Raw genomic sequence first — 24,302 nt, forward strand, 5'->3', positions numbered from 1 at the left:
CTCGATATTCGAGTGACCGCACGGGATGAGCGTGCATAGGGTGACGGGCGTGGACCCGGCTGACTTCTACACTGGCATCGTCGCAGAGCTCTATGGACCGCTGAAGTCCTTCTCCCAGGACCCCGAGCCGTATGCGGCTTTCGTTCGGCAAGCCGGCGTGCCGGCGTTGGAGCTGGGATGCGGGGACGGTGACCCTCTGCTCGAACTGCGCCGACGTGGCCTGGAGGTCGAAGGCGTCGACTCGTCCGCGGACATGCTGGAGCGCCTCCGACACCGGGCAGATGATCTGGGTATCCCCGTCACTGTGTTTCATCAGCGTATGGAGGCACTGGACCTGCCTCGCCGCTACCGGGCGATCTTCCTCGCCGGGCCGACCTTCACACTGCTCCCCGACGATGCCACCGCCCTGGCAGCCTTGCGCCGTATTCGTGCCCACCTCGCTGATGAGGGCACCGTCCTGGTGCCGCTGTTCAACCCCGTACCGACCCCGGCCGAACAGATCGGCCACGTCCGTACGGCCACCGCACCCGACGGCGTCGAACTCCGGGTGTCCGTCGTCGCTGAGCAGCGTGACGAGCAGGCCCGGACACAGACGGCGCTGCTCCGTTACGAACGCCACGACGGCTCTGAAACCAGCGTCGTGGAGCGTCCGTGGGTCTTGCATTGGTATCCCCACGACGTGTTCGGGGACCTGGCCACGGCCGCCGGCCTGGCCGTGACCGCAGTCACCGATCGGCACGGCAAGCCCGTGCCCGCCCATGCCACCGACCTGCACGTCCGGCTCCAAGCCGCCGGTTGATCGCCTCTTTCTCAAGCGGGTCCGGGGGCCGGGATGCCAGCCGCGCCGGCCTCCGGGCGCCGCTCATGCTCGCGTTGCGGCGCCTCGTTCGGCGACGGCGAACCTCCGCCCATCGGTAGGGCCTTGTGGTTTTCCTCCGGGCCGACAGCCACGGCGGCCTCCGATGGAACGTGTCGGCTGTTCCGGGAAGCGTCCGGTCCTTCGCCGTCGAGGACGACGAAGCCGGCGGGCCCGACATCGGCGCCGGCCGGCCGCCGCCGCGGCGCGGGCGCACCCCTTCTGCACCCTCCCGCTCCGGAGGCTCCGCATGCACGTGTCCCTGCCACCCCCGTTGCCCAGATCGCCGCGACCCTCGCCCTGACGGCGTGGATGGTCACCGGGCTCGGTTTCAGGGCGGAGACGCCCGACGGCCCGGCCCGTCGGGCGTCTCCGCCCTGAAACCGAGTGTGGCCCGCTCGGGACCAAGGCACTCCGCGCCGGGCACTCTTCGCCGCGCCGCGCCCGGCCGCAGGCACGCTCGTGGGTCGGTTCGACGAGCATTCGGGCGCACGCTCGACAGCCCGCCGCCCGCAGGCTCCCGGGACCCTCGGGGCGCCCGTCGCCACTCTCTTGGACGTGTGTATTGGGCACTCCCGCAAGGGAGTTCGTATCGCGGTCGTCGCTGTTCACGCGCTGGATATCGGTCGTCGTCGGCATGGGAATCGTGGGTCGGGGCAGGCGCCGGTCAGGCAGGCACGACAATCGATCAGTACGGGAAGGGCGTCGACATGACGGGCTATGGCGGTTCCTACGAACGCACGGGTCGGGCGGCATCGGGCGCTCGCACCGGCACCAACGGTCTCGCGGTGGCGGGTCTGGTGTGTGGGGTTGTGGGCGTGTTCCTTTTCAACATCATCCTTGGTCCGCTCGCCGTGATCTTCGGTACGGTCGGGCTGCGGCGCAGCCGAACGGGCGCGGGTGGGCGGGGCATGTCGATCGCCGCGATCGTGCTGGGTGTCGTGGACGTCCTACTGTTCGTGGTCCTTCTGATAGCGGCAGCGAACAGCGGCGGCAGCTTCTACTTCAACTACGGCTGACCGCTCTGCGGTTTGCGCGAAATCGGCGGCGGGGCACACCCATTGCGGTCATGGGTGCGGCCCCGCCGTCGATTTCGCGCGTGAACCGCCACTCGATCGGTCCCGCTCCCGACAGGCGGATCGGGGCGGCGGGCGCACGCTGTGCATTGGGTGGAACACCCCATCATCGTGCCGGGTCGCGCTGCCTTGAACCTCCCCCGTGCGGGGGAGGCCGTCCCCACGGTCGGGGGATCCGGCGAAGCACCCCGACATCGCAACCTTGAGGCACCGCGGCAAGCGGACAGCCCGACCCGTGGGTCGACCCCACGACCCGACCGCACCTCAGGGAGCGAAGCACATGATTCGGATCCGGAACCTGACCAAGCGTTACGGCGACGTGCTCGCCGTCGACGACCTCTCCTTGGAGGTCGCCTCCGGCACCGTGACCGGCTTCCTCGGCCCCAACGGCTCGGGCAAGTCGACCACGATGCGGATGGCGTTGGGTCTGGACCGGCCCACGTCCGGTGGCATCACGATCGGTGGCCGGGAGTACACCGAGCTGCGCGAGCCGCTGCGACACGTGGGGGCACTGCTCGACGCCGGTGCTGTGCACAAGCGTCGCCGGGGGTACGACCACCTGCTCTACCTCGCGCAGTCCAACCGCATACCGGTCTCGCGCGTCGACGAAGTGCTGGCCGAGGTCGGCATGACCGATGCGGCCCGGCGTCGCGCCGGCGGTTACTCGCTGGGCATGCGCCAGCGCCTGGGCATAGCCGCCGCGCTACTCGGTGACCCCGAGGTGCTGATCTTCGACGAGCCGGTCAACGGCCTGGATCCCGAGGGCATCCGCTGGATCCGCGACCTGATGCGATCGCTCGCCGCCGAGGGGCGCACGGTCTTCGTGTCGAGCCACCTGATGAGCGAGATGGCGCTCACCGCCGAGCACATCGTGGTGATAGCCGGCGGGCGACTGCTCGCCGACACCGCACTGAACGAATTCGTCGGTACGGGCGAGGCATTGGAAGACGTCTATCTCCGGCTGACCGCCGGGCGTGAGCAATTTGTGGGAGGTGGCCGAGCGTGAGCACGATGACAACGGCGCGGATGGTCGAGACCGATGCGATGTTCCCGGCCGCTGTGCGGGCCGAATGGACAAAGATACGTTCGGTGCCCTCGACCGCATGGCTGCCCCTGGTGACCGTGGTTGTGATCGCCGGAGTGAGCACCCTCGTCAGCGCGTTCGTCGCCGAGGGGCAGCGCCGGGAGGACGGCGCCGAATACGACGCGTTCACCCTGGTGCACTACGGCGTCAACTTCGGGCAGATGGCGCTCGTGGCCTTCGCCGTCCTGGCCGTGGCCGGAGAGTACGGCAGCGGCACGATTCGCTCGTCGTTGGCGGCGGTGCCCGATCGTCGGGTGTTCGCCACCGCGAAGTTGACGGTGATCACCGCGATCGCCCTGGTCACCGCCGTCGTATCGAGCCTGAGCTGCACGCTGCTCGCCCGCTTGGTCATGCCCGCCGGCGACATCTCTCTGACCACGTCGGAGACTTGGCGCACGGCGTTCGGACACGCCGCGTACCTGACCCTGTTGGCCGTGCTGTGCGCGGGAGCCGCATTCCTGCTGCGCACCCCGATGGCCTCGATGGGCCTGCTGATGCCCCTGTTGTTTCTGGGCACGGCCGCGCTCACGGCCATACCCGGGGTGCGCGAGGTGGCCCGGTTCCTGCCGGACAAGGCGGGCCAACGCATCATGCGACTACGCGACTTCAACGCGCACGAGGTCGACCCGTGGCTCGGCATCGGTGTCATGGCCGTGTGGGCGATGGCGGCGACCGTCGCCGCGCTGGCCGCATTCCGCAGGCGCGACGCGTAACGGCCACGGCCGGGGCGATCGGGGCGGGCCGGGCGACCGGCCCAACCCTCACCACCACGCACCAGTGGCCCGGGGTCACTTTCGGGCACTCCAGAGCGCGTGTCCAGACGGCGGTGAGACGGTGAGACGGTGCGGCGGCCGGGGAGCCCGGCCGCCCACGCGGCCCAACCGCGAGTTGCCACTCGCCGCGCTGAGGGCCTCGCGTGCCGACCGGTGCCGAGCGGGGCCGCGACTTTGAGCGTAGGTCGGCGCATCTGCGGGGGAGGGGAAGCGTCCAGCCCGCCAAGGGTTGTCGCAGACTCCGCTTCGTTCGCCGGACGTCGCGTTCTCGACAGAGCGGATCGACTCAGGAACCCGAAAGAGCGGAATCGGGTCGTGCCGACGGCCCGATGCCGGAGGGATCGGGGCCGATCGACGGCGGATCATGCCCCCGGTGGCGGCGGCGGGGATTCTCCCGCGGCCGCGTGGCGGGCTCGGACACTCAGTCGATCGAGGTATTCGCGGAGTTCGGGCGGTTCGTGGGCCTCGAAGTCACAGCCCAGCATCAGCAGTCGGGCGGCGAGCCATTCCAGCGTGTCGGCGTGCCCGCGGAGGCGGCAGGTGTGCTCGTCGAGGGCTTCGACCTCGTTCGGGGCGGCGCCCAGGCGTTGCGCGGTCTCGGTCGCCGACAGGTGCACCGTGGCCAGGACTTCGTAGGTGGGGGCCATGCCGTACATCTTGGCTGTGACGAACGCCGCGGCATCCCCGTGGGGTGGTTCGCGGGGGGCGACTCGGGTACCCGTCGGCCGCGGATCGGTGATTCGGTCCGCCCGGAAGACGCGCCAGTCGTCGCGGTCGTTGTCGAAGGCGACGAGGTACCACCGCCGCCCGGACACCACGAGGCGGTGGGGCTCGACGTTGCGTTTGCTCTCCTCGCCGCCGCCCGCGCGGTAGGCGAAACGTACGCGCTCGTGATTGGCCGCGGACGCCGCGAGGCGAACGAGGATTTGAGGGTCGACGTCGGCCGTGTTCGTCGCCGGCATCGTGACGGTTGCCGCACCCAGCACGCGTACCCGGTGCCGCAGGCGCGAGGGAAGGACCTGTTCCAACTTGGTCAGCGCTCGCACCGATGCCTCCTCGATGCCGTCAATCGGATTGCCGGCGGCGCTGCGCAGGCCGACGGCGATGGCCACCGCCTCGTCGTCGTCCAGGAGCAGCGGCGGCATGGCCTTGCCCGCGGCGAGTCGGTATCCGCCGATCGCGCCCATCGAGGCCTCGACGGGGTAGCCGAGTTCGCGGAGCCGCTCGATGTCGCGGCGGATGGTCCTGGGGCTGACCCGCAGTCGGCCGGCGAGTTCGCTGCCGGGCCATTCGCGGGGGGTCTGGAGCAAGGACAGGAGGGAGAGCAGGCGGGAGGAGGTGTCACTCATGACGCCATCATGCCCGACCATCTAGGACAGGATCCGCCCTACATCGGAGTTAGGTTCTCGCTCGTCGGGCAAGCCCGGCCCCCACCGCGACATCTGCCGCGACAGGGACAGCCGCATCCGTCATCGAGGAGAATCATGAGCACCGCGATCCGGCCCTTCCGCATCGAGATCCCGCAGGCCGACCTGGACGATCTGCAGGAGCGACTCGCCCGCACCCGGTGGAGTCGGCAGTTGCCGGGTGGGGATTGGGAGCGCGGCGTCCCCGTGGCATACCTGCGCGAGTTGGCGCAGTACTGGCAGAGCGGGTTCGACTGGCGCCGACAGGAGGCGCGCTTGAACGAGTTCCCGCAGTTCATCACGGAGATCGACGGCCAGGACATCCACTTCCTGCATGTGCGCTCACCCGAACCCGACGCCCTGCCGCTGATTCTGACGCACGGTTGGCCGAATTCGTTCGTGGAGTTCGCGGACATGGTCGGCCCGCTCACCGACCCCCGCGCGCACGGCGGGGATCCGTCGCGCGCGTTCCACGTGGTCATCCCGTCGCTGCCCGGCTTCGGCTTTTCCGCGGCCCCGCGTGGCACCGGCTGGAGCGTCACGCGCGTGGCCCGAATCTGGGCCGACCTGATGCACCGCCTCGGGTACGAGCGATATGGCACCCACGGCGGGGACCTGGGCGCGTACCTCGCCCCGGCGGTCGCCGCCGTCGACCCCGACCATGTGGTCGGTGTGCACATCTGCGGCGGGTTCGGCTTTCCCACCGAGAAGGACGTGCCCGACATGGACGCGGGGGAACTCGCGCAGTACGAGATGATGAAGATGTGGTCCACCGGCGGTGTGGACCATCACGCGCTGCTTCGGGTCGCGCCGCAGACGTTCGCCTTCGGGTGGCACGATTCGCCGATCGCCCAGCTCGCGTGGCTCGCGCACAAGTTCCACGAGTTCATGGTGATCGTCGACGGTCCGGACAAGTGCATCGACCGTGATCAATTCCTGACCAACGCGACGGTGTACTGGTTGACGGGCACCTCGGCCTCGTCCTCCTGGTTCATGTACGAAAACAGCGAATTCCACTGGCCGAAGGGGCAATCCGAGGTCCCCACCGGTGTCTACGTCGGCCCGCCCGCCATTCGCCGGCTGGCCGAGCGCGAGAACACGATCATCCACTGGCCCGAGACCAACCCCGGCAAGGGCCACTTCCCCGCCATGGAGGTTCCCCAGGCCCTTGCCGCCGACCTCGGTGACTTCTTCGCCAAGGCCCGCCGTCTCAGCGACTGATCCTGCCCCGCGCTCAGGCACGAGCTCACCGACGACCGGATGGCCCGGACCAGCGCCCCGGGGTCGCGTGCCTCGCCGGCGGCGCTTGGAGGCGCACATCGGCGCGCCCTGCCGTCGCGGATGCCCCACGCGCAGTGGGGCATCCACCCGTCGGCATGCGGCTGCGGGGACCCGGCGTGGCAACACCGATCCCTGATTTCGGATTGCCGCGCTGCGTCGGCGTAACGCAACTCGGTATGGGGAACCACGACGGAGCCTTCCTGTACAGGGCGTTCTCGGCGGTCAGCCGCTCCCTGCGGTCGGGCATGAGCGGTTCGGCCGCACTACGGCACCACGGGTATGTCCGCCCGCCCGATCCGCTCCAACTGCCCCAACGCGTCGGCCGTGCCCTGCTCGACCCGTGGCCTCCACCCGCGCGGCCGCGTCCAGCGTCACGCGCTGGGCCGTGGCCTCCGGCTTCGGGTGGCGCAGCACGATGTCGAGCATCCGGGCCGAGGCGGAGGCCGGCGGCGATCCACCGTGGTGCGCGTACACGGTCGTCGGCGGCGGTCCGCGCCCGCTGGTACTGACCGACCTTGGACAGGGTTTCGGTCGTGAGGTCGTTGCACGCGGCCAGGCGTGCGAACGCGCTCTGATCGCCTGCGGCGGTGCCGGTGTGGGTGTGCCCGGGCCGCGAGCAACGGCCGATCCCGACTCCGGCTCCGGTGGGGTCCCGGCGGTCGGCCTGGGTATCGACGACGTGCGCAAGAGGTGGGCGCGTCCGGTGGCCGACGCCGCCGCCGGGGCGTGGATTGTGATCCACCGGGGCGTGGATTGTGGTCCACGGTTCCGGCGGCGGGGTGCGGGCCGTGCCGGCGCTGCTTTCGCCGGAAGTCCTGGCCGTGCAGGGTGGGTTGCCGGCGTTGACGATGACCGAGGCGCGGCAGCACCTGGGGCGCTTGGTGTGCGCCGCCGCCGAGGGAACTCCGCAACTCGTGTTGCGCTACCGTTCCGCCCCGGATCACCCACCTCGCCGCCCCGGCCCCGTGACGGAGCCAGCCCTCGCGGCGGTCGGGGAGGGCGCGGCCGAAGCGGGGAAACCCCCAGGACCCCCCCACGACACCGCGCATGCGTCCCGCGACACAACCGACACCGCCGTGCCGGTTTCGGCGCCTGCGGTGCGGCGTCGGGTGGCGGGGTTCGCGACGGCGGTGGCCGAGGCGGCCACCGCCCGCCGACGCGCGGTCTCGTTCGGCCCCACAGCGCTGGACGAGGCCCTGGGCGGTGGGGTGTCGCCGGGCAGGTTGGTCGTGGTGGTGGGCGCGCCCGGCGCGGGTGCCGGCCTGTTGGCGGCGGGCGCCGTGTTGTCCGCGACCCTCGCCCCGGCCGACGACCCCGACAAGCCGAATGCCGTGCTGCTGTACACGTCCGGCCGCCCCCGCGCCGACATCGCCGCCCGCCTGATCGCCGCCGCAGCCGGAGTGGACCACCGCAGGCTGCGCGCGGGCACCCTCACCGACACCGAACGCGCAACCGCCGACGCCGCGTCGGCGGGCCTGGCCGCCGGGGGACTGTTCCTGGACGAGGGCGACGACCTCACCCTGGCCTGCTCCGGGAGACCGCCGCCGACATCGCGGGCCTGCGCCCGGTCGCCGTGGATCCGCTCAACCACCTTCTCCCGGGCGCCGTCGGCCCCGATGTACGGGAGGCCGTGGCCGTGTTGCGCCGCCTGGCCGGGGACCTGGACGTGCCGGTGGTGGCGGTGTGGGAGACCGGCGCGGGTGAAAGGCCCGAAGTCGTGGCGGCGTTGGCCGACGCGGACACGTGGTGCATCCGAGGGCGAACTCGCGTTGCGATCGTCGCGGAAACGGGACTCGGCCCGGTCGCCGGAGCCGCGCTGCACGCCGACCTCGCCCACATCCACTTCACCGAAGCCACCACCCCCGGCACATCCACGACCACACCGGCAACAGCCCCCGCGGCCCCAACAACCGCCCCCGCTCCCGATTCCGGAACCGGCACGCCGGCGACCACGCCCACCTCGCCCCCCGAACCCGCCCCCACCGCACGGCGATCCCCGCGCACACCCCCGCCCGACCGCCGGCACCGGCGTCGAAGGCGCGCCGGGTCGTCGCCGACACCGACGAGGACCCCTGCCCGGGGCGATCGCCGGCACCGTACAAGACGAACTCGCCGCAGCCGAAGGCGACGTCGGAGCCGCCGCGCAGGCGCTGTCCAAGCGTGCGATCCCCGACGTGATGAAACTCTTCGACCCTCCCGGGCCGGCGCCCGCTACGAACACACCAGCTACCCGCCCCTGCCCGACCTGTTCCGCAAGCCACATTGGCCCCCACGCCCGGCCCGGGACAGGTAGCGTGCCGGCATGAAGAGCGATGACATCCCCGTGACGGTGGAACAGATCGGCGCGGCTCTGGCCGCGTTGGGCGTCTACGAGGGCAACAACTCACCGGCGGAACACGCCGAAAGGGCAGCACAGTTCGGCAGCCCCGACATCTACCGGCTGCGTCTGCTCAACACCCTGCTGGGCGCGGTGCAGGGACAGGCGAAGCTTGCCGACGAGGCCGAGGAGGACGGCGAGGACCTGTTCACCGCATGGTTGGAGCAGTTGAAGGGCGGCGGCACCTGGGACGACCCGGCCAAGCAGATATCCTTCTTGGGCTGGCAGGTCCGGCGGGTGGGAATGCCGCTCTTCCTCCTCGCCAACGATCCGGACACCGGGCCCATCGTGGACGCGGCCGCGCGGGCCGCCGAGGCACTGCACATCTTGCTGGGCGTGATCGGCACACTCGAAGAGGCGGACCCGGCCGTCGACTTCGTCACCATCATCAACCAGGGCGGGATGCTGAAGGCGGGCCGGGAGCTCCTGGCAACCGCCCTCGACAACACCGACACCGCGCTGGAAACGTTCAAGTAGGCCCGGTCCGCAGCCGTCCGGACCCCGGCTGCCCGGCCGGGGGCTGCCATCTGTTTGTGGTCGATCATGAGACGGTGTTCCGGTCCCTGGACGGTGCCGCGCTGTTCGGCAGGGTCTGCTCGGCGGAGACGCCGACATCGCCCGCCTGTCCCGCCGAAGTCCGCGCACATCGACTCCACGGCCGCTACGGCTTGGCTCTGCCCGCCGAGGTGGCCGGCGGACGGCAGCGGCCCACCCGCAAGCCCTCCGAGGCCGAGGTGCTCTTTCAGGAAACCGCGCCCGGCTCGCCGGCCGCCTTCCGGGCGGCGAGCCGGGCGCGGACCTTCTCGTGGGACAGGCCCGCCTGCCGGCCGATCTGCCGCAGCCGCGAGGATCTGCCACGCAGCCGAGAATCCGGAGCGATGCCATCCGGTTGAGAATCGGCCGAAGCCACAGGTCACTCGGTCACTCACATGGCATCGAGGCTGAGAACCTACAGCCGTTGTAGGGTCTCAGCCCGCGTGTCCTAGTCTCACGACGGATGTCCTACGAACTCCAGGTGGGCCTCGAAACGAACGCCGACCTCCACACCCGACGGCCCCGTCCCAAGCACGCCCGACGCCCGGCGCCGTCCGCCACCGGCCGTCCCGCGCCGGCGGAACCACCCCGGCGTGGCGGAGGACGCCGGGCCGATCCGTGACGACGACAACCGCTACCCCCCACCGCATCCCGAGCGCGGTCAGGGCCTCGACCCGGTCCGCCGCCCAAGAAGCCTGTCGCTGTCGTGCGTTGGCGAGAGCCGCGAGCGTGTCCGCCTCTCGGCCTTCCAAGATTTTCGTAGTCGGTAACTGGGTCAACGGGCGTGGTGTGTTGGTCAGTTGAGCACCGCCTCGCATTCCTGTGCCTGCGCCGGGCCCGAGCGAGGTGGACGCGGGAATGCCCGCGAGATCGCCGGGTTCACGGTCGAGGAAATTCGGCGGCCGGTGCGAGCTCGTCCTTCCAGACGGCCCGGCGGGGGCTCGGCGTGCCCGGGACGGTCACGGTGGGCAATCCCCCCGGTGCGGCGGACGACCGCACCCGGGATGACGCGGGCGTGGCGACGAATCGGGTGACGTTCAGGAGGTCACCCGGGGGTCGGACGGCCTCGCCCTACGCGTCGGGGTCGAACTCGTTCTCGAAGACGTACCTTCCCGGCGCGGTGCGGCACGGGCTTCCGGCCGGCGCCGCGCACTTGGGGCAGTCGTGGCGCTCGACCGCGTCGGCGGGCCGATCCGGGTCCATTCCATGCGATCAGCGTCGCAGAACCATCTCGCACACGCGCGAGGTTGTGCGAGGGATTGTGCGACCGGAACGGGGGGCGATTCGGACACGTTTCGCGGGCTCGGAGGCGGTGTCTCATCCGACCGTTTGTGGGAGGTCGGAGTGCCGGGCCATGCGCGCCGTTGTCCGGCCCGCGCGGCATGGCCCGGCCCATCGTCTCTTCAGTCCAGGTCGGACATGTCGAGCACGAAGCGGTAGCGGACGTCGTTTCGCCGGAGGCGGTCGAGTGCCGTGTCCACCTGTGACGACGGGAGCACTTCGATGTCGGCGGCGATGCTGTTGTCGGCGCAGAATTGGAGCATCCCGGCTGTCGCCGGGCGGCCTCCGCTGCCCGCGGAACTGAGCTTCTTGCGGCCTATGAGCAGGTCCGTGGCCTCGACGGTGACGGGGCCCAGGTACCCGAGGAGGCTGAGGGTGCCGTCCATCGCCACCAGCTTCAGATACGGGGCGAGGTCGTGAGGGGCGGGGATGGTGTCGATGACGACGTCGAAGGTGTCGCGTGCCGTGGCCGTCTGCCGGCTGTCGGTGGAGTCGACGAGGTCGTGAGCGCCGAGCTTGCGGGCGTCGTCGAGCTTGTCCCGGGTGCGGCTGATGACGGTCGTGGTGGCGCCGAGTGCCACGGCCATCTTGACCGCGAGGTGGCCCAGGCCGCCGAGGCCGGCCACGGCGACGCGACTGCCGGGGCCCACGCCGAGGGAGCGCAAGGGTTCCCACACGGTGACGCCGGCGCACATCAGCGGGGCGGCCGCGGCCGGGTCGAGGCCGGAGGGGAGCGGGTAGGCGAAGGTGTCGCGCACGACGTACTCGCGGGAGTAGCCGCCCAGGGTGGTCGACCCGTCCTGCCGGTCGGTGCCGCCGTAGGTCAGAGTCGGGAAGGAGTGGCAGAAATTCTCCTGTCCGGCTTCGCACATGCCGCACACGCCGCAGGAGTCGACGATGTTGCCCACCGCGACGCGGTCGCCGACCGAGAAGGTGGTCACCTCCGGGCCGGTCCCGGTCACCACGCCGGTGAATTCGTGACCGGGCACCAGGGGCGCTTTCGTGTGCTGGTCGTAGGCGTGCAGGGCGTGCAGGTCGCTGTGGCACACGCCGCAGTAGTCGACCTGCACCGCGATGTCGTCCGGGCGCAGGTCACGGCGCTCGAGCGACGTGCGCCGCAGCGCCGTCGGGCCGGCCGCCCGCCATCCGGTGGTCGTTCGCATACCCACTCCTTAAACAGACTGTTCGGTCTGCCGCAGTCTAAATGTGACTTGTTGCATCTGGCAAACAAACCGTTCTGTTTGGTAGGGTGGCGGGCATGCCGGAACAGCCCCAGACCTCGCGAGGCGCCGCGACCTACCAGCGCATCCTGGACGCCGCCACCGAAGAGTTCGCCCAGCACGGCATCGCCGGGGCGCGCATCGAACGCATCGTGACGGCAGCGCGCACCAACAAGGCACAGCTCTACGCCTACTTCGGCGACAAGGAGCGACTCTTCGACGCGATCTTCCTCAGCTCGCTGGAGCGCATCACCAACGTCGTGCCCATCGACGCCGACGATCTCGCGGAGTGGGCCGTTCGTCTCTACGACGAATACCTGCGCCGCCCCGACCTCATCCGGCTGGCGACCTGGACACGACTGGAGCGCCGACCTGCCGGGCACCTCGTCGAGACGCACCGGCACTACGACGACCGCAAGCTCACGGCCATCGCCGAGGCCCAGGCCGCCGGGCGGGTTCGCGCAGGTGACCCGTTCGACATCATGGCCATGGTCATCGCCATGTCCATGGCCTGGTCACCGGTCAGCAACGTATATGCGGCCGGCAGCCAAGAACCCGACGACGTACACGACCGGCGCCGCGCTCTGCTCCGCGACTGCGTCCGAAGCGCCACCGCGACCGGCAGAGGCAACGTATCCCCCTCATGACTGCCACCAACACACCCGTCACACGGAGAACTCGCGACAGTTTGATCAAATACCAGGCACTAAAGCGCTCTCACCAGTCCCGGACCCCAACGACGGGCCTGTTGTGCACAGGTCACTCCCGTCGACGTCCCGACCGACCACCCCAACTCCCGCAGCCGGCCTAGGATCCTCGCGCGCCGCCGACGAAGCCCGGCACCGACACGCAGCCGCGTGGCCGGCCTCCCGACCACTCAAGATCATCTCGTTGCGCCTTTTCGGCTTACCTGGGCTCGACCCCGACTACGTCGTGGACCGCCTCCCACGCAAAGGCGGCCGCAGTGTCACCCTCGTCCCACCCCAGGAGTTCCACGACGCGCTGCCGCTGCCGATCCGCGCGCCATGCACGTTGCCGCTTCACACCGACGAGGACCACCCCTGGACCGGCCAACCCTGGCCGCAGTTGCCCGCCGCCGACTTCCTCGTCTTCCGCGCCGTGTGCCGGCGCCTGATCGCCGGCGACACCTTCCGCGCCCTGGACCGCGTCTACCGCGACGAGTTCCACCGCGCCCGCCAATGGATGCGACGCCGCGAACTCGAACGGACCCGGCGCCGACGCCGCCTTGACCGAACAGCTCAACGCCTACCTGCGCGACCACCGCATCGGCCCCGCCGAAGACCCCACCCTCGCGCCTGTCACGGCCCAGATCGCATCCGACACCCTGAGGTGGTACCTGCGCGGTCTGCGCGAGGCGGGGCAGGGTGCGGACGCCGAGGCTTCCTGGTGTCCGTCGCCCGGGACCACGCCCCAGTTGGCGGACGCGCGCCGTGGGCCGATCCGGGACTCTACGGGCGGCCGGGCGGGTTCGCGAGCTGTGCCTCGAGGAGGAACGGGTCCTCGTCCCGATAGCTGTCGGCCGGCGCGTGCCGCAGTCTCTCGCCGGTGGCGACGGACATGGCCCTTACTCCCATGGACCGGGCGAGGGCGACGAAGTCGACGCGGGGGTGGTCGAGGTCCATGGCGAGGTATTTATGGTCGCCGGGGGTGTGGATCTGCCAATTGTCCTTCAGGACGCGGTATTCGCGGTTGTTGACGACCACGTAGGTGATCGGCAGTCGGTGTCGGGCGGCGGTCCACAGTGCCTGCGGCGAATACAGGGCGGACCCGTCGCCCACGACGCACAACACGCGCCTGCCGTCGCGGGCGTGGGCGATGGCCGCGCCGACGGCGGCGGGCATGGCCCAGCCCAGGCCGCCGGCGACCCAGTGGTAAGCGGTTGGGCCGGTTCAGGCCCAGTACGTGACGCAGTTCGGCGGTCGTTACGGGAGCCTCGTCGAGGATCACGGTGTCGTCGGGCGCGGTGGCGGCCGGGACGTGAGCGATGGAGCGCGCGTCGAGCGCATCGTCCCGGGCGGCCGGCACGGCCGTCTCCGGGCGGGGGGACGAGGGAGTGACACGGCGCCGTGGTCGGTCGGCCAGGGTGGTCAGGAGCAGCGCGATCGTGGCGCGCAGGTCTCCGTGCAGGACCAGGTCCACGGGGGTGGTGCGTCCGGGGTCGTCGGGTTCGTCGCTGATTTGGACGACGCGGGTGTTCGTGTCGGTCACGGGGCCGGGGCGTAGGGGAAGTAGGTGAGGAAGGCGCGTGCGCCGAGGACCAGGACCAGTCGGCTGTTCGCCGGCGTCTCGTGGATGTCCTCGGTGGTGGGGGGCAGGTATCCGCGCCACAGGTGCTGGGCGGTGGGGAAGGGGTTGGCGGACGGCCAACTGGCTCCCCACACCGGGGCGTGCAGGGTGTCGGCGAGGGCGATGCCCTCGTCCGGGGCCAGGCGGGCGACCTCGTCGCCGTAGACGAGGGCGATCTCGTGCGGGGGTGTCCCGGTGAGGAGGTTCGCCAGTTCCTCGACCGGGGCGGCGCCGCGGATGCCGGCGGGGGTGCGTTCGGGGGCGGTGGGGCCGTGTTCGTCCAGGAGGTTCATCGGCAGGGACAGGAACACCGGGCCGGTCGGGGGGCTCAGGGCGAGGCGGAATGCGCGGCGCAGGCAGTCGCCCAGTTCGGCGCGGGTTCGGACCTCGTGGGCCCATTTGACGGTGGACGCGGCCAGGCCGGTGAGATCCCCGGCCAGGACGGGTTCGCTCAGCAGGTGGCGCAGGTCCTGCCGGCCCGCGGTGACGACCATGGGGACGTGGGCGGCGGCCGCGTTGGTCAGGGCTCCGATGCCGTTGCCGAGTCCGGCTGCGGCGTGGAGGCTGACGAAGGCGGGGCGTCCGGTGAGGCGGGCCATGCCGTCGGCCATCGCGACCACGGTCGCCTCCTGGAGGCCCAGGACGTATTCGAGGTCGTCGCGTCGGGCCAGGGCCTGGATGAACGGGATCTCGGTGGTGCCGGGATTCCCGAAGACGTGGGTCACGCCCTCGTCGACGAGGACGTCGCAGACGAGTTCGGCACCGGTCGGGTCGAGGGAACGGTCTTGTGTCATGGGCTGGGCCTCTCCCGAAGCATGAGGGTCCGGAGGGCGGCCGTTTTTCCCGGCCGATTCCGGGACGTTCCCACCGTGAAGTGTCCTCGAGGTGGATGCCGGCGAAGAACAGGTCGATGCCTTTGATCGTGACGTCGTAGTTGAGGCCGACAAGGCCCAGATGCCCGCCGGGGCGGGTGGCGCCGATCGCCTGCATGGTCGACTCCTGGGTTCCGACGGCCTCGACGACCGAGTGCGCGCCGAGCCCGTTGGTGAGTTCCTTGATCCTTTCGACGCCGGCGTCGCCGCGTTCGGTGACGATGTCGGTCGCGCCGTAGAAGCGGGCCAGTTTCTGCCGCTCGGGGTGGCGGGACATCGCGATGACCCGGTCCGCGCCCAGGTGTCGGGCGGCGAGGACGGTCATCAGGCCGACCGCGCCGTCGCCGACGACGACGGTCTTGCCGGGGCCGGCGTGGGCGGCGTGGGCGCCGTACCAGCCGGTGCCGAGTACGTCGGAGGCGGCCAGCAGGGAGGGGATCAGGTCCGGGGCCGGCTGCCCCGGGGTGGCCACGAGCGTGCCGTCGGCGTGCGGGATGCGGGCCTTCTCGGCCTGGGTGCCGATCGTCTGCCCCACCAACTCCCCCTGTACGCAGCCGGACTGGTAGCCCGAGCGGCAGATCTCGACTCGGCACCTCGGAAGGCGCGTTCCACCATCGGCAGCGGCGGTTGATGGCCCCGGCCTTCCGGCACGAAAGCCTGCAGACCCGGCGGGTGGCGGCCTGCACGGCGACCATCGCGTACGGCACCGATGCCGGGATGTTCCCCCATCGCGAGAACTGGCGCGAGTTCCCCACGATGACGTCGGCGTGCCTGACTCCCCTCCGGGCCCTGCGCTCGGCCACCGTCTCGGCCGCCGAACTCCTGCGAAGACCACGGCTGGGACGCATCGCCGCGGGCGGCGCCGCGGACCTGATCGCAGTGCCGGGAGATCCGTTGCGCGACATCGACACCATGAGTCGCGTCGACTTCGTCCTCCAGGACGGCCGTGTGCACGTCGACCCCGCCGACGCGGGCCGTCGTGAGCACACCGCGGAGCCGATGCGGGACGACACAAAAGCCGACGACGCGACTCTCCCGCTCGCGACCCGGCCCGAACCCCGCCCGCTTCGAAGCCCCCCGTGACATCGCCACTTCCGACCGACCGACCGTCCGTCCGACCGTCCGTCCGTCCGGAGATCGCATGCGCGTCCCCGTCGAAGAGGACCTGACCATCGCGAACGAGCCCCGCACAGCCGAGGGTTCCGCAGCCGATCGAGCCCTCCTGGACGACCTCGCTTCCTGGATGCGCGACGAGCGCGCCCACTCGATCGGCGCACCCGTCAACCCGGACATCGACCACCGGCACCCGGCGCCGTTCCCGGCGGTGCACGGCAACAACGCCGGAAGCCCCTGCGGAACCAGCGAATACCGCCTGCACACCAAGCACTTCGAGCGCGCCGTCGTCGACTTCTTCGCCATGTCGGCGGGCGCGCCGTCGGGCACCGCGTTCGGTTCGTGACCAACGGCGGTACCGAAAGCAACCTGTTCGGCGCGTTCGTCGGCCGCAAGCGACATTCCGACGCGAGACCGCGCCGCCGTCGGGCGAGGCCGCGTCGACGATGCGGGGCAGGTCGGCGGCCGGCGCGGCGGCGAGTTCGCCGCTTTCGCGTCCGAGGCGGGCGGCAGTGCGGGCGAGATGGTCCTCGCCGACCGCAGTGATCTGTGCGTCGGTGACGGGCTCGTTGGCGCCGGGGCCGATCCAGGACAGCAACTGCGGTTCCAGGCCCGCGTCGGAGAGGTCCTTCGCGGAGATCGCCAGGTGTTCGGTGCCGCGGCGGCGTCGTGTGCGGGCGTCACGGGTTCGCTCATGGGGCGACCCACTCCCACCGAACGTCCGCGGGCCCTCGTGCGCCGATCGGCGATCCCTTGCTTCGGAGGTCGTTGCGGGCGGGCGGGCATGGTGGCGCGCTGTTCCCCCTGTTTCCCGACCGGGGAGGGGCGGCGTGTGGTGGGTGGGCGTCTCCGCACGGCGGGGGAGGAGGCGCCCGACCGCACGCTCAGGTGCCGCGCCCGGTGCTGCGTCGGGCCTGCTCGACCAGGTCGGCTGAAGCGTCCTATGCCCGTGCCACGGAGTCGAGTAGGGCCTGCCCGGCAGGGCTGAGGGTATGCAGCACTTGCCTTCCCTGCCGGGTGAGGGTGGTGAGTCCGGCATTGCGCAGGACGCCGGCGTGTTCGCTGGCACTGGCAAGTGAGACGTGCGCATGGGCCGCGAGCTGGCTGGTCGAGTACCCGGAAGCCTCTGCGATGGTGCACAGCACGTTGGCGCGAGTCCGGCCGAGGAGGGCTTGCAGGGACTTGGGTACGTCGGCCAGGGCGCCTGCGGTGAACGAGGGCGGAGCGAGGGTGCTGTCCGCGCCGTCGCGGATGGGGAAGGTGATCCAGGGCTGCCCGTCGACGGGGTTGTCGAAGGCCGGGTAGTGGGCACCGAACACCGTGGGGATCAGGAGCAGCCCCCGCCCGGCGAGGTGAATGTCACCGTCGCGGCCAGAGGCAGTCGTCAGATGCAGGATGGGCGGCGCCCACGTGATGTAGCGCGGGTTGAGCTCACTCAGGAGCCGCTCGATTCCGTGATCGGCCAGTCGATGCAGCCGCCAGGACCGGTCCGCGGCAGCGCACTGCTCGATGCGAGGCCAGTACGGTGCGATGAACCCCGAGTGGGCACTGTCAACGGCGTCCGCGATGTGGCGGATGAGCGACGGGTCCTGTCGCAGTCGACGCGCCGACTGCGAGACGCGTTGAAACCCCGTGCCCCACTGCTCCAGCTCCCGCACGATCGCGCGCGCCGGCACCGAGCGCAGTCTGTCGGTGAAAACCGCCGGCTGCTCAGGGCCGCTCAGGTCCAGGAAGCCTGCGCTCGGCCCAAGAGCGGGGATGAAGTCGAACAGGGGGCCAAGTTGCGGAGGCAAGCTCGCCGCAGCTCGTCGTCGCCACGCATCGAAGCGCACCGGGTGGCTCCGCTCCTGCAGCAACCGGATACCTATCTCCAATTCCATCAGCGGCCGGGGTCCCGAGGCCAAGCGGGTGCGGGCCAGGTCATTGCCGGTGAAGTGAAGGCGCATCGTCATCGGCAGAAGTCTTCACCCGGCTGTCGAGTCGGACGAGCCCGAAACGAGTCGACCCTTCGGTGGCTTCCAGCCGAATCCGGTGAGGCGGCACCGGCCCGTTCCCGCATCATCCGTTTGTGGTGGCCGCGCCGGCTGTGCCCCGGCGTTCGGCGGCATCAGGACTCCGGTCGCTCGCTCGCTCGATCGGGGTCCTTCGCTGTGCCTGCTACGCGTCGTCCGGCCTCGACCATGCGCGCGGCCATCTGCCGCTGTACGCCGACATCCGGTTCGGCGGCCGGCCACCGCAGGTGGTCGACAAGGTCCTGGACCACCAGTCGCCGCGAACCCTCCGACTCAGCGGGCGCCTCTCCATATCCCCGCCTCGAACCGATGACCGACCGGTGGATCGGGGCTCAGGCGCCCAGTCCTACCGCGCGCTTCACCCCGACCCGCCCATACCCCCGCCGTGGCCTGGTCAGCTGTCGTTGTAGATCCAGGGACTCAGGGCAGTGCACCTGTTGAAGCTGCACGCTTTATAGGCGATCCTGCTGCCGTAGCCGCCAAGGGCGTTGTGGCTCCTGTTCTCGTAGAAGTCCTTGTTACACGTGCCCCACGTGCGAGCGCCGAGGTCGTTGATGCACTCTCCCGACCGGTAGTTCACCCACGCGCCGCTGGAGTTCTTGAGTTGGTTCACCCACTGCACGGAAGTTCGACTGGTTTCCCAGTACGACCTTGCTACATACAGGATATCGCCGTACTTCTGGAAGCAGACCCATCCTGGCCCGTTGTCCGGGTAAACGAGTTGGTACGCGCACTGCGCAGCGGTATCGGAAACACGGGAGGCATAGTCGGTCTCTGCGGCTGCGGCTGCGGCTGCGGTTGCGGCTCCGGCCGAGCCGGGGACACTCAGGATGGTGGCGGCCGCGCCCATTATCACGGCCGGCGTGGATACACCCGTGCGGAACGTACGTTTCATGGAAGTCCCTTCCCCATATCATCGATCCCTCCCCCGTAGCCGCAGCGGTGGGCGGCGGCACAAGGCCAGGGCGGCCGACCTTCCAGGCCGTGCTGTTCGCCTTGGAATAGATTCTGGTGATGAGGAACCATGGGCCCAAACCCTTTCGGCCGTCGCCGAAATGCCTGTCGCAAAAGCTATGCGAATCGCGACGAATCCGCGCGGCAGCGCCCCACGCGCTTCCAGTAGGGCGGCTGCGCGAGCGGACGTTCGACTCCTACACCACCGCCGTCGACTGGACCGACGCCGACCATGTCGCCCACGCGCTGCGGGTGTTCGAGACCCGGCTGCGCTGGGTCGACCGCGATAGCCGCGCGGCGTGGTTGTGACGCCGCACGTGATGTTCTCCCGCAATGAAGACACGGACGCGGCCGTTCCGGAAGCCGATGCACTTCGTTGGGGAACAAGCCTCCGGGAATTCGAAGTGTTTCTGACCCGTCGATACCACCCGGCCTGCCGCAGGTCCGGACGATCGAGGGGCGGCCGCGTGAAGACCGCCCCTGATGGGCCACCGGCCCCCTGTACTCAGCGCGCGCCCCCTCTGAGTAGGCAAGACATAGAAGTCCTGCCGGAGTACCGGCCGGACGCGGTCGTCGTGCCGCTGACCCGAAAGCCCCTGGCGCCCACAGCCTTGCGGATCAGCAGGTGTGGGTCAGCAGGTGGGGAGTGTGGTGGAGACTCCGTGCGAGGTCGTTGCCTGTAGTCCGTCCTGCAGTTTCCACAGGTTGGCGTAAATGCCGCCGAGGGCCAAGAGTTCGTCGTGTGTCCCGTGTTCGGCCACGTTGCCGCCAAAACCCATGACGTAGATGCGGTCGGCGCTTCTGACTGTGGACAGTCGATGTGCGATGACGACCATGGTGCGGTCGGTTCCGAATGCCTGCAGGGCGTGCTGGATGGCGGCTTCGGTCTCGTTGTCGACGGCGGAGGTGGCCTCGTCGAGGATGACGATCGGGGGGTTGCGCAGGATGGTGCGAGCCAGCGCGATGCGCTGTTTCTGTCCGCCGGACAGCGCGGCTCCGCGCTCGCCCACCAAGGTCTCGTAACCGGCGGGCAGATCGGTGATGAACGAGTGTGCCCCGGCGGTGCGGGCGGCGGCGACGAGTTGTTCGTCGGTGGCGTCGAAGGTGCCGTAGCGGATGTTGTCGGCGATCGTGCTGTCGAACAGGAACGGCTCCTGGGTGACGTACCCGATGGCCTGGCGCAAGTCGGGCAGGTCGAGGCCTCGTACGTCGGCGTCGTCGAGGAGCACTTGGCCTTCGGCTGGGTGGCGGAAGCGCATGAGGAGTTTGGCGACGGTGGACTTGCCCGCTCCGGTGGTGCCGACGATGCCGGTGGTCCTGCCGGGGGCGATGGACAGGGAGGTGTTTCGGAGGGTGGCGGGTCGTCCGGGATAGGCGAAGGTCACCTTCCGCAGTTCGATCCTCCCTGTGACCCGTTGCGCGGGGAGCCGACGGCCTTCGATGCCGGATTCGATGGGCAGGTCGTGCAGGCTCTCCACCCGGTCCAGGGCGGCGAGGGTGCGCTGGTACTGGTCGGTGATGGAACCCAATCGGGTCAGCTTCCCCAGGGCATTGGCCGGCATTTCGATCAACGGGCCGAAGGCTTCGGCGGGAAGTTGACCGTCGAGGACGGCTCGGCCGCCCAAGAGCAGGGTGCCCACCAGTGCCGAGCAGGCGGACAGCCGCAGAATCTGGGTTTGGGCCGCGGCGCTGCGATCGGTGGCGTTGTTGGCTTCGCGGTAGTCCCGGCTCAGGTCGCGGATGCGAGTGCTCTCGTGTTCCTCCGTGCATACGGCCTTGATGGTGGTGTGGGCCTGAAGGTTGTCGGCCATCCGGTTGGTCAATCGACCTCGGTGCTCACCGGAGGCGATGTGGTCGGCGACGGCGCGCTCGTGGAATCGGAAGGACAGCCAGGCGACCAGCGGGACCGGCGCGAAGGCGACCCATGCGAGTTGCGGCGCGAGCAGCATGTACACGGGGATGAGCACGGCGAGGCTGGTGGCCAGTTGGACCACCTCGTGCAGGTTGCTTCCGACGAAGCTCCCCAGTTGGCTGATGTCCTCGGTGAGCACCGTGTTGACGCGACTGGTGCGCTCGCTCTCCAGATCCGCCGGGGCCAGTTGTTGCACGTGGGCGTAGGTTTGGGTGCGCCAGTCGTCCTCGACCGTCTGACCCAGCCGGCGCCAGGCGACGTCGGCGCCGTAGCCCAAAGCGGCCATGGTGAGGCAGGCCAGCGCGGCGGCACCGACGAGGACGTGCAGTTGGGTGGCGACGCCCGCGATGCCGAGCCGGGCCAGGATCGTGCTCTCGCCTCTGGCGAGCAGCAGGACGATCGAGGGGACCAGAGCGTAGAGCGTCATCTCCGCCAACTGGGCAAGTACGGACAAGGTCGTTGCCGCGCCGAGCTTGCGCTTGTGCCGGCCGATGATGCGTCGGAGCGGCCGGCGGCGTGGGGTCGTTTCACCCGGCTGTGGCGGTGTCCGGTCGGCTTGTCGCCACGCCTTTCTGACCACGATCGCGGTCGCGGCGGCGGCCAGGCCGAGACTGACGAGCGGGTTGACGAGCAATGTCATGCCGAATTTGCCGCAGGTCGCGATCGCGACGGCCGCGACCGTGCCGCGGACCACCGTTGCCGACCGCTTGCCGCGTCGCGTTGGGGCGGACGGATCCCCCTGGGGCCGAGCGGGTGCCGAGCCGTTCGCCGTATCCGGTGATGTGAGTGGACGGTTGGCGTGTGTACGCGCGTACTCCAGGCTCCGTGCGACCGCCTTTCGCACGTAGTCGGCGATGTCCCGAGAGGGGACCTCCGGGTCGTGCAGGATGAGCATGCGCCCGGTGGCCGGGTTCGCACGCGCGTCGAGGATGTTCTCGTGCCGATTGAGGTAGGTCTCGAGCAGTCGGGCGAGGACGAGGTTGCCGTACAGGCCCGCGACCTCCCAGCGTTGCCTGCCCGGGATCACCGAACGGGCACGCGGTGTTGTCCGAGGACCCGGGTTGCGGGTCACCGGGTTGTGGGCGCGTTTGGCTGTTGGCAAGGACATCGCGACAATCACCGGTTTTCGGGATCGGGCGTCGCACGGTGCGGCGCCACGGCGAGGCACTGCGACGCCCTGCGGCACAGGGGATGGCTTGTTCCGCGGACGGCTGGGGCCGGCCGGCACGGGAAGGGCAGGAGCTCCATCGAGCTGTGGTCCGTGCTCATCGCTGTTCGAACGCACGTGTGCGGAAGCCTTGGTCGCACGCGTCGACCATGGGAGTCGCCGCGTCCGCCAACCTGCTCAGCGGTTGGTGGGGGGACTGTACGGCTGCTTCCAGCAGTCGTACCCAGCGCACGCAGAGACCCTCGACTGTCTCCCGGTCGAACAGGTCGGTGCTGAACTGGATGAAGCCGTCCACTCCACAGTGGTTGCCGTCCGCATGTTCACGCTCTGCCAGGCTGATGCCGAGCTCCGATTTCGCCGTTCCCGTCGACGTGGCGATCTCGCTTACCCGGACCCCCGGTAGATCGAAGTTGTAGTCCGGGGTGTTCTGCAGCACCAGCTTGACCGGAAACAGCGGCTGGCGGGCCGGGGACCGGGTGGGGCTGAGGGCCTGCACCAGGTGTTCGAAGGGCAGGTCCTGGTGGGCGTAGGCGGCGAGGGCCCTTTCGCGGACGCGTTCCAGGAGTTGGGTGAAGGTGGGGTCGCCGGAGGTGTCGGTGCGCAGCACCAGGGTGTTGACGAAGTACCCCACCAGGTGGTCGAGGGCCTGGTCGGTGCGTCCGGCGATGGAGCTGCCGACGGGAATGTCGCTGCCCGCGCCGAGCTTGGTGAGCAGGGCGGCCAGGCCCGCCTGGAGCACCATGAACAGGCTCGCCCCGGAGCGACGGCCCAGTTCGGCCAACGCCGTGTGCAGTTCCGCGTTGATGTGCAGGGGAGCTTCGTCGCCGTCGTGCGAGGTGTGCGCGGGGCGAGGCCGGTCGTAGGGAAGCGTGAGTTCGTCGGGCAGGTCGGCCAGTGCGTTGGTCCAGTAGGTGAGTTGATGGTTCAGGAGGCTGTCCGGGTCGGCGGGGTCGCCGAGCAACCGGTGGTTCCATTGGGTGTAGTCGGCGTATTGGATCGGCAGGGACGCCCAGTTGGGCTCCTCGCTCCGCGAGCGGGCGGTGTAGGCGGTCGTGAGGTCGCGGGCAAGAGGCATCATCGACCAGCCGTCGGCCGCGATGTGGTGGATCACGATCAACAGCACGTGCTCGGTCGGGCTCAGCACGAACAGCTCGGCGCGCAAGGGAGGTTCTGCGACCAGGTCGAACGCGTACCGGGCAGCTTCCGCCAATCGATGTGGCAGTTCCGCGTCGTCGACCGCGGCGGTACGCAGCCGAGGCCGGACCGCGGAGGCGTCCAGCAACCTCTGGAAGGGCTCACCATCGGTCTCCGGGAAAACCGTACGGAGCGTCTCGTGCCGGGCCACGACATCGCCCAACGCTCTCTCCAGAGCGTCCCGGTCGAGGTCGCCGGACAGGCGCAGTGCCAGGGGGATGTTGTAGGTAGGGCCGGGGCCCTCAAGGCGATACATGAACCACAGGCGCCGCTGCGCGAACGACAGCGGCAATCTCTCGGGTCGTGGCCCGGGCAGCAGTGCAGCACGGGCAGGCACCGCGCCGGCGTCGAGTCGGGCGGCCAACTCGGCGACGGTGGGGGCCTCGAACAGTGCGCGTACGGCTACCTCCGCGCCAAGGGTGGTGCGGATGCGGCTGGTGAGTCGGGTGGCGAGGAGGGAGTGGCCGCCCAGGACGAAGAAGTCGTCGTCGATTCCGACGGTGGGTACGCCGAGGGTTTCGGCGAACAGCTCGCACAGCACCCGCTCGCGTGGGGTGCGCGGAGGGCGGCCGCTTCCTGCCGTCGTGGTGAGATCCGTTGCGGGCAGGGCGGCCCGGTCCAGTTTCCCGTTCGCAGTCAGGGGCAGCGCGTCCAACACCGTGAACACCGACGGCACCATGTAGTCGGGGAGGATGCGGCGGAGATGGGCTCTCAGCCGGGCCGGTTCCGTGTCGGAGCCGGGGGCCGGCACCACGTGGGCGATCAGGTGCGTGTCCCCGCGGTGGTTCTCGTGCGCGATGACGACGGCTTGGGTGACGGTGGGGTCGGTGGTCAGGGCGGTCTCGATCTCGCCGGGTTCGATCCGGTGTCCGCGGACCTTCA

Annotated in this window: 19 protein-coding genes and 4 pseudogenes; 12 read left to right on the top strand and 11 right to left on the bottom strand. The window is 70.0% G+C overall.

The annotated features are described in order from the left end of the window. The first annotated feature begins 49 nt into the window (after positions 1 to 49). The 4 genes and pseudogenes from ACWCPW_RS46155 to ACWCPW_RS46170 all read left to right on the top strand — a co-directional run bounded on the left by ACWCPW_RS46155 (position 50) and on the right by ACWCPW_RS46170 (position 3,729). Complete coding sequence (locus ACWCPW_RS46155; protein ID WP_449767645.1) at positions 50 to 799, top strand: class I SAM-dependent methyltransferase; 750 nt, start codon at positions 50 to 52, stop codon at positions 797 to 799. Positions 800 to 1,566: 767 nt separating this feature from the next. Then, on the top strand, positions 1,567 to 1,875 hold the full coding sequence (locus ACWCPW_RS46160; RefSeq protein ID WP_449767628.1) for a DUF4190 domain-containing protein: 309 nt from the start codon (positions 1,567 to 1,569) through the stop codon (positions 1,873 to 1,875). 337 nt (positions 1,876 to 2,212) lie between these two features. Next, a pseudogene (locus ACWCPW_RS46165) lies at positions 2,213 to 2,857 on the top strand (ABC transporter ATP-binding protein); the annotation flags it as partial. 86 nt (positions 2,858 to 2,943) lie between these two features. Then, the gene (locus tag ACWCPW_RS46170) at positions 2,944 to 3,729 is read left to right on the top strand and encodes an ABC transporter permease (protein ID WP_449767646.1); all 786 of its coding nucleotides are present in this window, start codon (positions 2,944 to 2,946) and stop codon (positions 3,727 to 3,729) included. Between the two features lie 422 nt (positions 3,730 to 4,151). Here the strand turns inward: ACWCPW_RS46170 and ACWCPW_RS46175 are convergent, their stop codons facing one another. Beyond that, positions 4,152 to 5,138, bottom strand: coding sequence for a helix-turn-helix transcriptional regulator (locus tag ACWCPW_RS46175; RefSeq protein WP_449767629.1), 987 nt, complete (start codon positions 5,136 to 5,138; stop codon positions 4,152 to 4,154). Positions 5,139 to 5,273: 135 nt separating this feature from the next. On the opposite strand from ACWCPW_RS46175, the gene ACWCPW_RS46180 reads away from it, so the two are divergent. The 4 genes from ACWCPW_RS46180 (at position 5,274) to ACWCPW_RS46195 (ending at position 9,746) form a co-directional block, all read left to right on the top strand. Continuing rightward, a complete protein-coding gene (locus ACWCPW_RS46180; protein WP_449767630.1) occupies positions 5,274 to 6,416 on the top strand; it encodes an epoxide hydrolase family protein in 1,143 nt (380 codons plus the stop codon). A 908-nt stretch (positions 6,417 to 7,324) separates the two neighbouring features. After that, positions 7,325 to 8,782 carry a DnaB-like helicase C-terminal domain-containing protein gene (locus tag ACWCPW_RS46185; RefSeq protein ID WP_449767647.1) on the top strand — a complete coding sequence of 486 codons (1,458 nt, stop codon included), beginning with the start codon at positions 7,325 to 7,327 and terminating at the stop codon, positions 8,780 to 8,782. Next, entirely contained in the window at positions 8,779 to 9,330 is a 552-nt protein-coding gene (locus ACWCPW_RS46190; protein WP_449767631.1) for a DUF6245 family protein, read from the top strand. The genes ACWCPW_RS46185 and ACWCPW_RS46190 overlap by 4 nt, the downstream gene beginning before the upstream one ends. Positions 9,331 to 9,404: 74 nt before the next feature. Beyond that, complete coding sequence (locus ACWCPW_RS46195; protein WP_449767632.1) at positions 9,405 to 9,746, top strand: hypothetical protein; 342 nt, start codon at positions 9,405 to 9,407, stop codon at positions 9,744 to 9,746. A 712-nt stretch (positions 9,747 to 10,458) separates the two neighbouring features. Here the strand turns inward: ACWCPW_RS46195 and ACWCPW_RS46200 are convergent. After that, on the bottom strand, positions 10,459 to 10,590 hold the full coding sequence (locus ACWCPW_RS46200; RefSeq protein WP_449767633.1) for a zinc finger domain-containing protein: 132 nt from the start codon (positions 10,588 to 10,590) through the stop codon (positions 10,459 to 10,461). Positions 10,591 to 10,790: 200 nt separating this feature from the next. Further along, positions 10,791 to 11,831: an NAD(P)-dependent alcohol dehydrogenase gene (locus ACWCPW_RS46205; RefSeq protein WP_449767634.1), complete on the bottom strand. Its 1,041-nt coding sequence runs from the start codon at positions 11,829 to 11,831 to the stop codon at positions 10,791 to 10,793. A 95-nt stretch (positions 11,832 to 11,926) separates the two neighbouring features. On the opposite strand from ACWCPW_RS46205, the gene ACWCPW_RS46210 reads away from it, so the two are divergent. Further along, positions 11,927 to 12,535: a TetR family transcriptional regulator gene (locus ACWCPW_RS46210; RefSeq protein ID WP_449767635.1), complete on the top strand. Its 609-nt coding sequence runs from the start codon at positions 11,927 to 11,929 to the stop codon at positions 12,533 to 12,535. A gap of 822 nt (positions 12,536 to 13,357) precedes the next feature. On the opposite strand, the pseudogene ACWCPW_RS46215 reads toward ACWCPW_RS46210, so the two are convergent. From ACWCPW_RS46215 to ACWCPW_RS46225, 3 genes and pseudogenes are all read right to left on the bottom strand, one after another. Further along, a pseudogene (locus ACWCPW_RS46215) lies at positions 13,358 to 13,768 on the bottom strand (thiamine pyrophosphate-dependent enzyme); the annotation flags it as partial. Between the two features lie 345 nt (positions 13,769 to 14,113). Next, on the bottom strand, positions 14,114 to 14,989 hold the full coding sequence (locus ACWCPW_RS46220) for a thiamine pyrophosphate-binding protein (RefSeq protein WP_449767636.1): 876 nt from the start codon (positions 14,987 to 14,989) through the stop codon (positions 14,114 to 14,116). 88 nt (positions 14,990 to 15,077) lie between these two features. Further along, positions 15,078 to 15,650: pseudogene (locus tag ACWCPW_RS46225) on the bottom strand (zinc-binding dehydrogenase); the annotation flags it as partial. A 47-nt stretch (positions 15,651 to 15,697) separates the two neighbouring features. Between ACWCPW_RS46225 and ACWCPW_RS46230 the strand changes: the two are divergent. Further along, the gene (locus ACWCPW_RS46230; protein WP_449767637.1) at positions 15,698 to 16,150 is read left to right on the top strand and encodes an amidohydrolase family protein; all 453 of its coding nucleotides are present in this window, start codon (positions 15,698 to 15,700) and stop codon (positions 16,148 to 16,150) included. Positions 16,151 to 16,208: 58 nt separating this feature from the next. Continuing rightward, positions 16,209 to 16,526 (top strand): hypothetical protein, encoded by a 318-nt coding sequence (locus tag ACWCPW_RS46235; protein WP_449767638.1) that lies wholly within the window; start codon positions 16,209 to 16,211, stop codon positions 16,524 to 16,526. 81 nt (positions 16,527 to 16,607) lie between these two features. Here ACWCPW_RS46235 and ACWCPW_RS46240 read toward each other — a convergent pair. The 3 genes and pseudogenes from ACWCPW_RS46240 to ACWCPW_RS46250 form a co-directional block, all read right to left on the bottom strand. Beyond that, positions 16,608 to 17,219, bottom strand: a pseudogene (locus ACWCPW_RS46240) (YidB family protein); the annotation flags it as partial. Further along, positions 17,122 to 18,132, bottom strand: a complete 1,011-nt coding sequence (locus tag ACWCPW_RS46245) for a winged helix-turn-helix domain-containing protein (protein WP_449767639.1) — start codon at positions 18,130 to 18,132, stop codon at positions 17,122 to 17,124. The pseudogene ACWCPW_RS46240 and the gene ACWCPW_RS46245, both read right to left, overlap by 98 nt. 454 nt (positions 18,133 to 18,586) lie before the next feature. Next, positions 18,587 to 19,087, bottom strand: coding sequence for a hypothetical protein (locus ACWCPW_RS46250; RefSeq protein WP_449767640.1), 501 nt, complete (start codon positions 19,085 to 19,087; stop codon positions 18,587 to 18,589). 119 nt (positions 19,088 to 19,206) lie between these two features. Here ACWCPW_RS46250 and ACWCPW_RS46255 point away from each other — a divergent pair, with 119 nt between their 5' ends. Beyond that, complete coding sequence (locus ACWCPW_RS46255) at positions 19,207 to 19,455, top strand: hypothetical protein (RefSeq protein WP_449767641.1); 249 nt, start codon at positions 19,207 to 19,209, stop codon at positions 19,453 to 19,455. A gap of 323 nt (positions 19,456 to 19,778) precedes the next feature. On the opposite strand, the gene ACWCPW_RS46260 is transcribed toward ACWCPW_RS46255, so the two are convergent. Both ACWCPW_RS46260 and ACWCPW_RS46265 read right to left on the bottom strand, forming a co-directional pair. After that, complete coding sequence (locus ACWCPW_RS46260; protein ID WP_449767642.1) at positions 19,779 to 22,166, bottom strand: ABC transporter ATP-binding protein; 2,388 nt, start codon at positions 22,164 to 22,166, stop codon at positions 19,779 to 19,781. Between the two features lie 157 nt (positions 22,167 to 22,323). Continuing rightward, positions 22,324 to 24,302, bottom strand: a 1,979-nt coding sequence (locus ACWCPW_RS46265) for a condensation domain-containing protein (protein ID WP_449767643.1), incomplete at its 5' end; no start/stop codon positions are given.

This window comes from Embleya sp. NPDC001921, assembly GCF_053594475.1.

Coding starts and splice junctions, on each gene's coding strand:
- ACWCPW_RS46210 (WP_449767635.1), top strand. CDS start 11,927: ATGCCGGAACAGCCCCAGACCTCGCGAGGCGCCGCGACCTACCAGCGC.
- ACWCPW_RS46185 (WP_449767647.1), top strand. CDS start 7,325: ATGACCGAGGCGCGGCAGCACCTGGGGCGCTTGGTGTGCGCCGCCGCC.
- ACWCPW_RS46260 (WP_449767642.1), bottom strand. CDS start 22,166: ATGTCCTTGCCAACAGCCAAACGCGCCCACAACCCGGTGACCCGCAAC.
- ACWCPW_RS46205 (WP_449767634.1), bottom strand. CDS start 11,831: ATGCGAACGACCACCGGATGGCGGGCGGCCGGCCCGACGGCGCTGCGG.
- ACWCPW_RS46200 (WP_449767633.1), bottom strand. CDS start 10,590: ATGGACCCGGATCGGCCCGCCGACGCGGTCGAGCGCCACGACTGCCCC.
- ACWCPW_RS46190 (WP_449767631.1), top strand. CDS start 8,779: ATGAAGAGCGATGACATCCCCGTGACGGTGGAACAGATCGGCGCGGCT.
- ACWCPW_RS46220 (WP_449767636.1), bottom strand. CDS start 14,989: ATGACACAAGACCGTTCCCTCGACCCGACCGGTGCCGAACTCGTCTGC.
- ACWCPW_RS46245 (WP_449767639.1), bottom strand. CDS start 18,132: ATGACGATGCGCCTTCACTTCACCGGCAATGACCTGGCCCGCACCCGC.
- ACWCPW_RS46175 (WP_449767629.1), bottom strand. CDS start 5,138: ATGAGTGACACCTCCTCCCGCCTGCTCTCCCTCCTGTCCTTGCTCCAG.
- ACWCPW_RS46170 (WP_449767646.1), top strand. CDS start 2,944: ATGACAACGGCGCGGATGGTCGAGACCGATGCGATGTTCCCGGCCGCT.
- ACWCPW_RS46160 (WP_449767628.1), top strand. CDS start 1,567: ATGACGGGCTATGGCGGTTCCTACGAACGCACGGGTCGGGCGGCATCG.
- ACWCPW_RS46250 (WP_449767640.1), bottom strand. CDS start 19,087: ATGAAACGTACGTTCCGCACGGGTGTATCCACGCCGGCCGTGATAATG.
- ACWCPW_RS46255 (WP_449767641.1), top strand. CDS start 19,207: ATGAGGAACCATGGGCCCAAACCCTTTCGGCCGTCGCCGAAATGCCTG.
- ACWCPW_RS46235 (WP_449767638.1), top strand. CDS start 16,209: ATGCGCGTCCCCGTCGAAGAGGACCTGACCATCGCGAACGAGCCCCGC.
- ACWCPW_RS46230 (WP_449767637.1), top strand. CDS start 15,698: ATGGCCCCGGCCTTCCGGCACGAAAGCCTGCAGACCCGGCGGGTGGCG.
- ACWCPW_RS46180 (WP_449767630.1), top strand. CDS start 5,274: ATGAGCACCGCGATCCGGCCCTTCCGCATCGAGATCCCGCAGGCCGAC.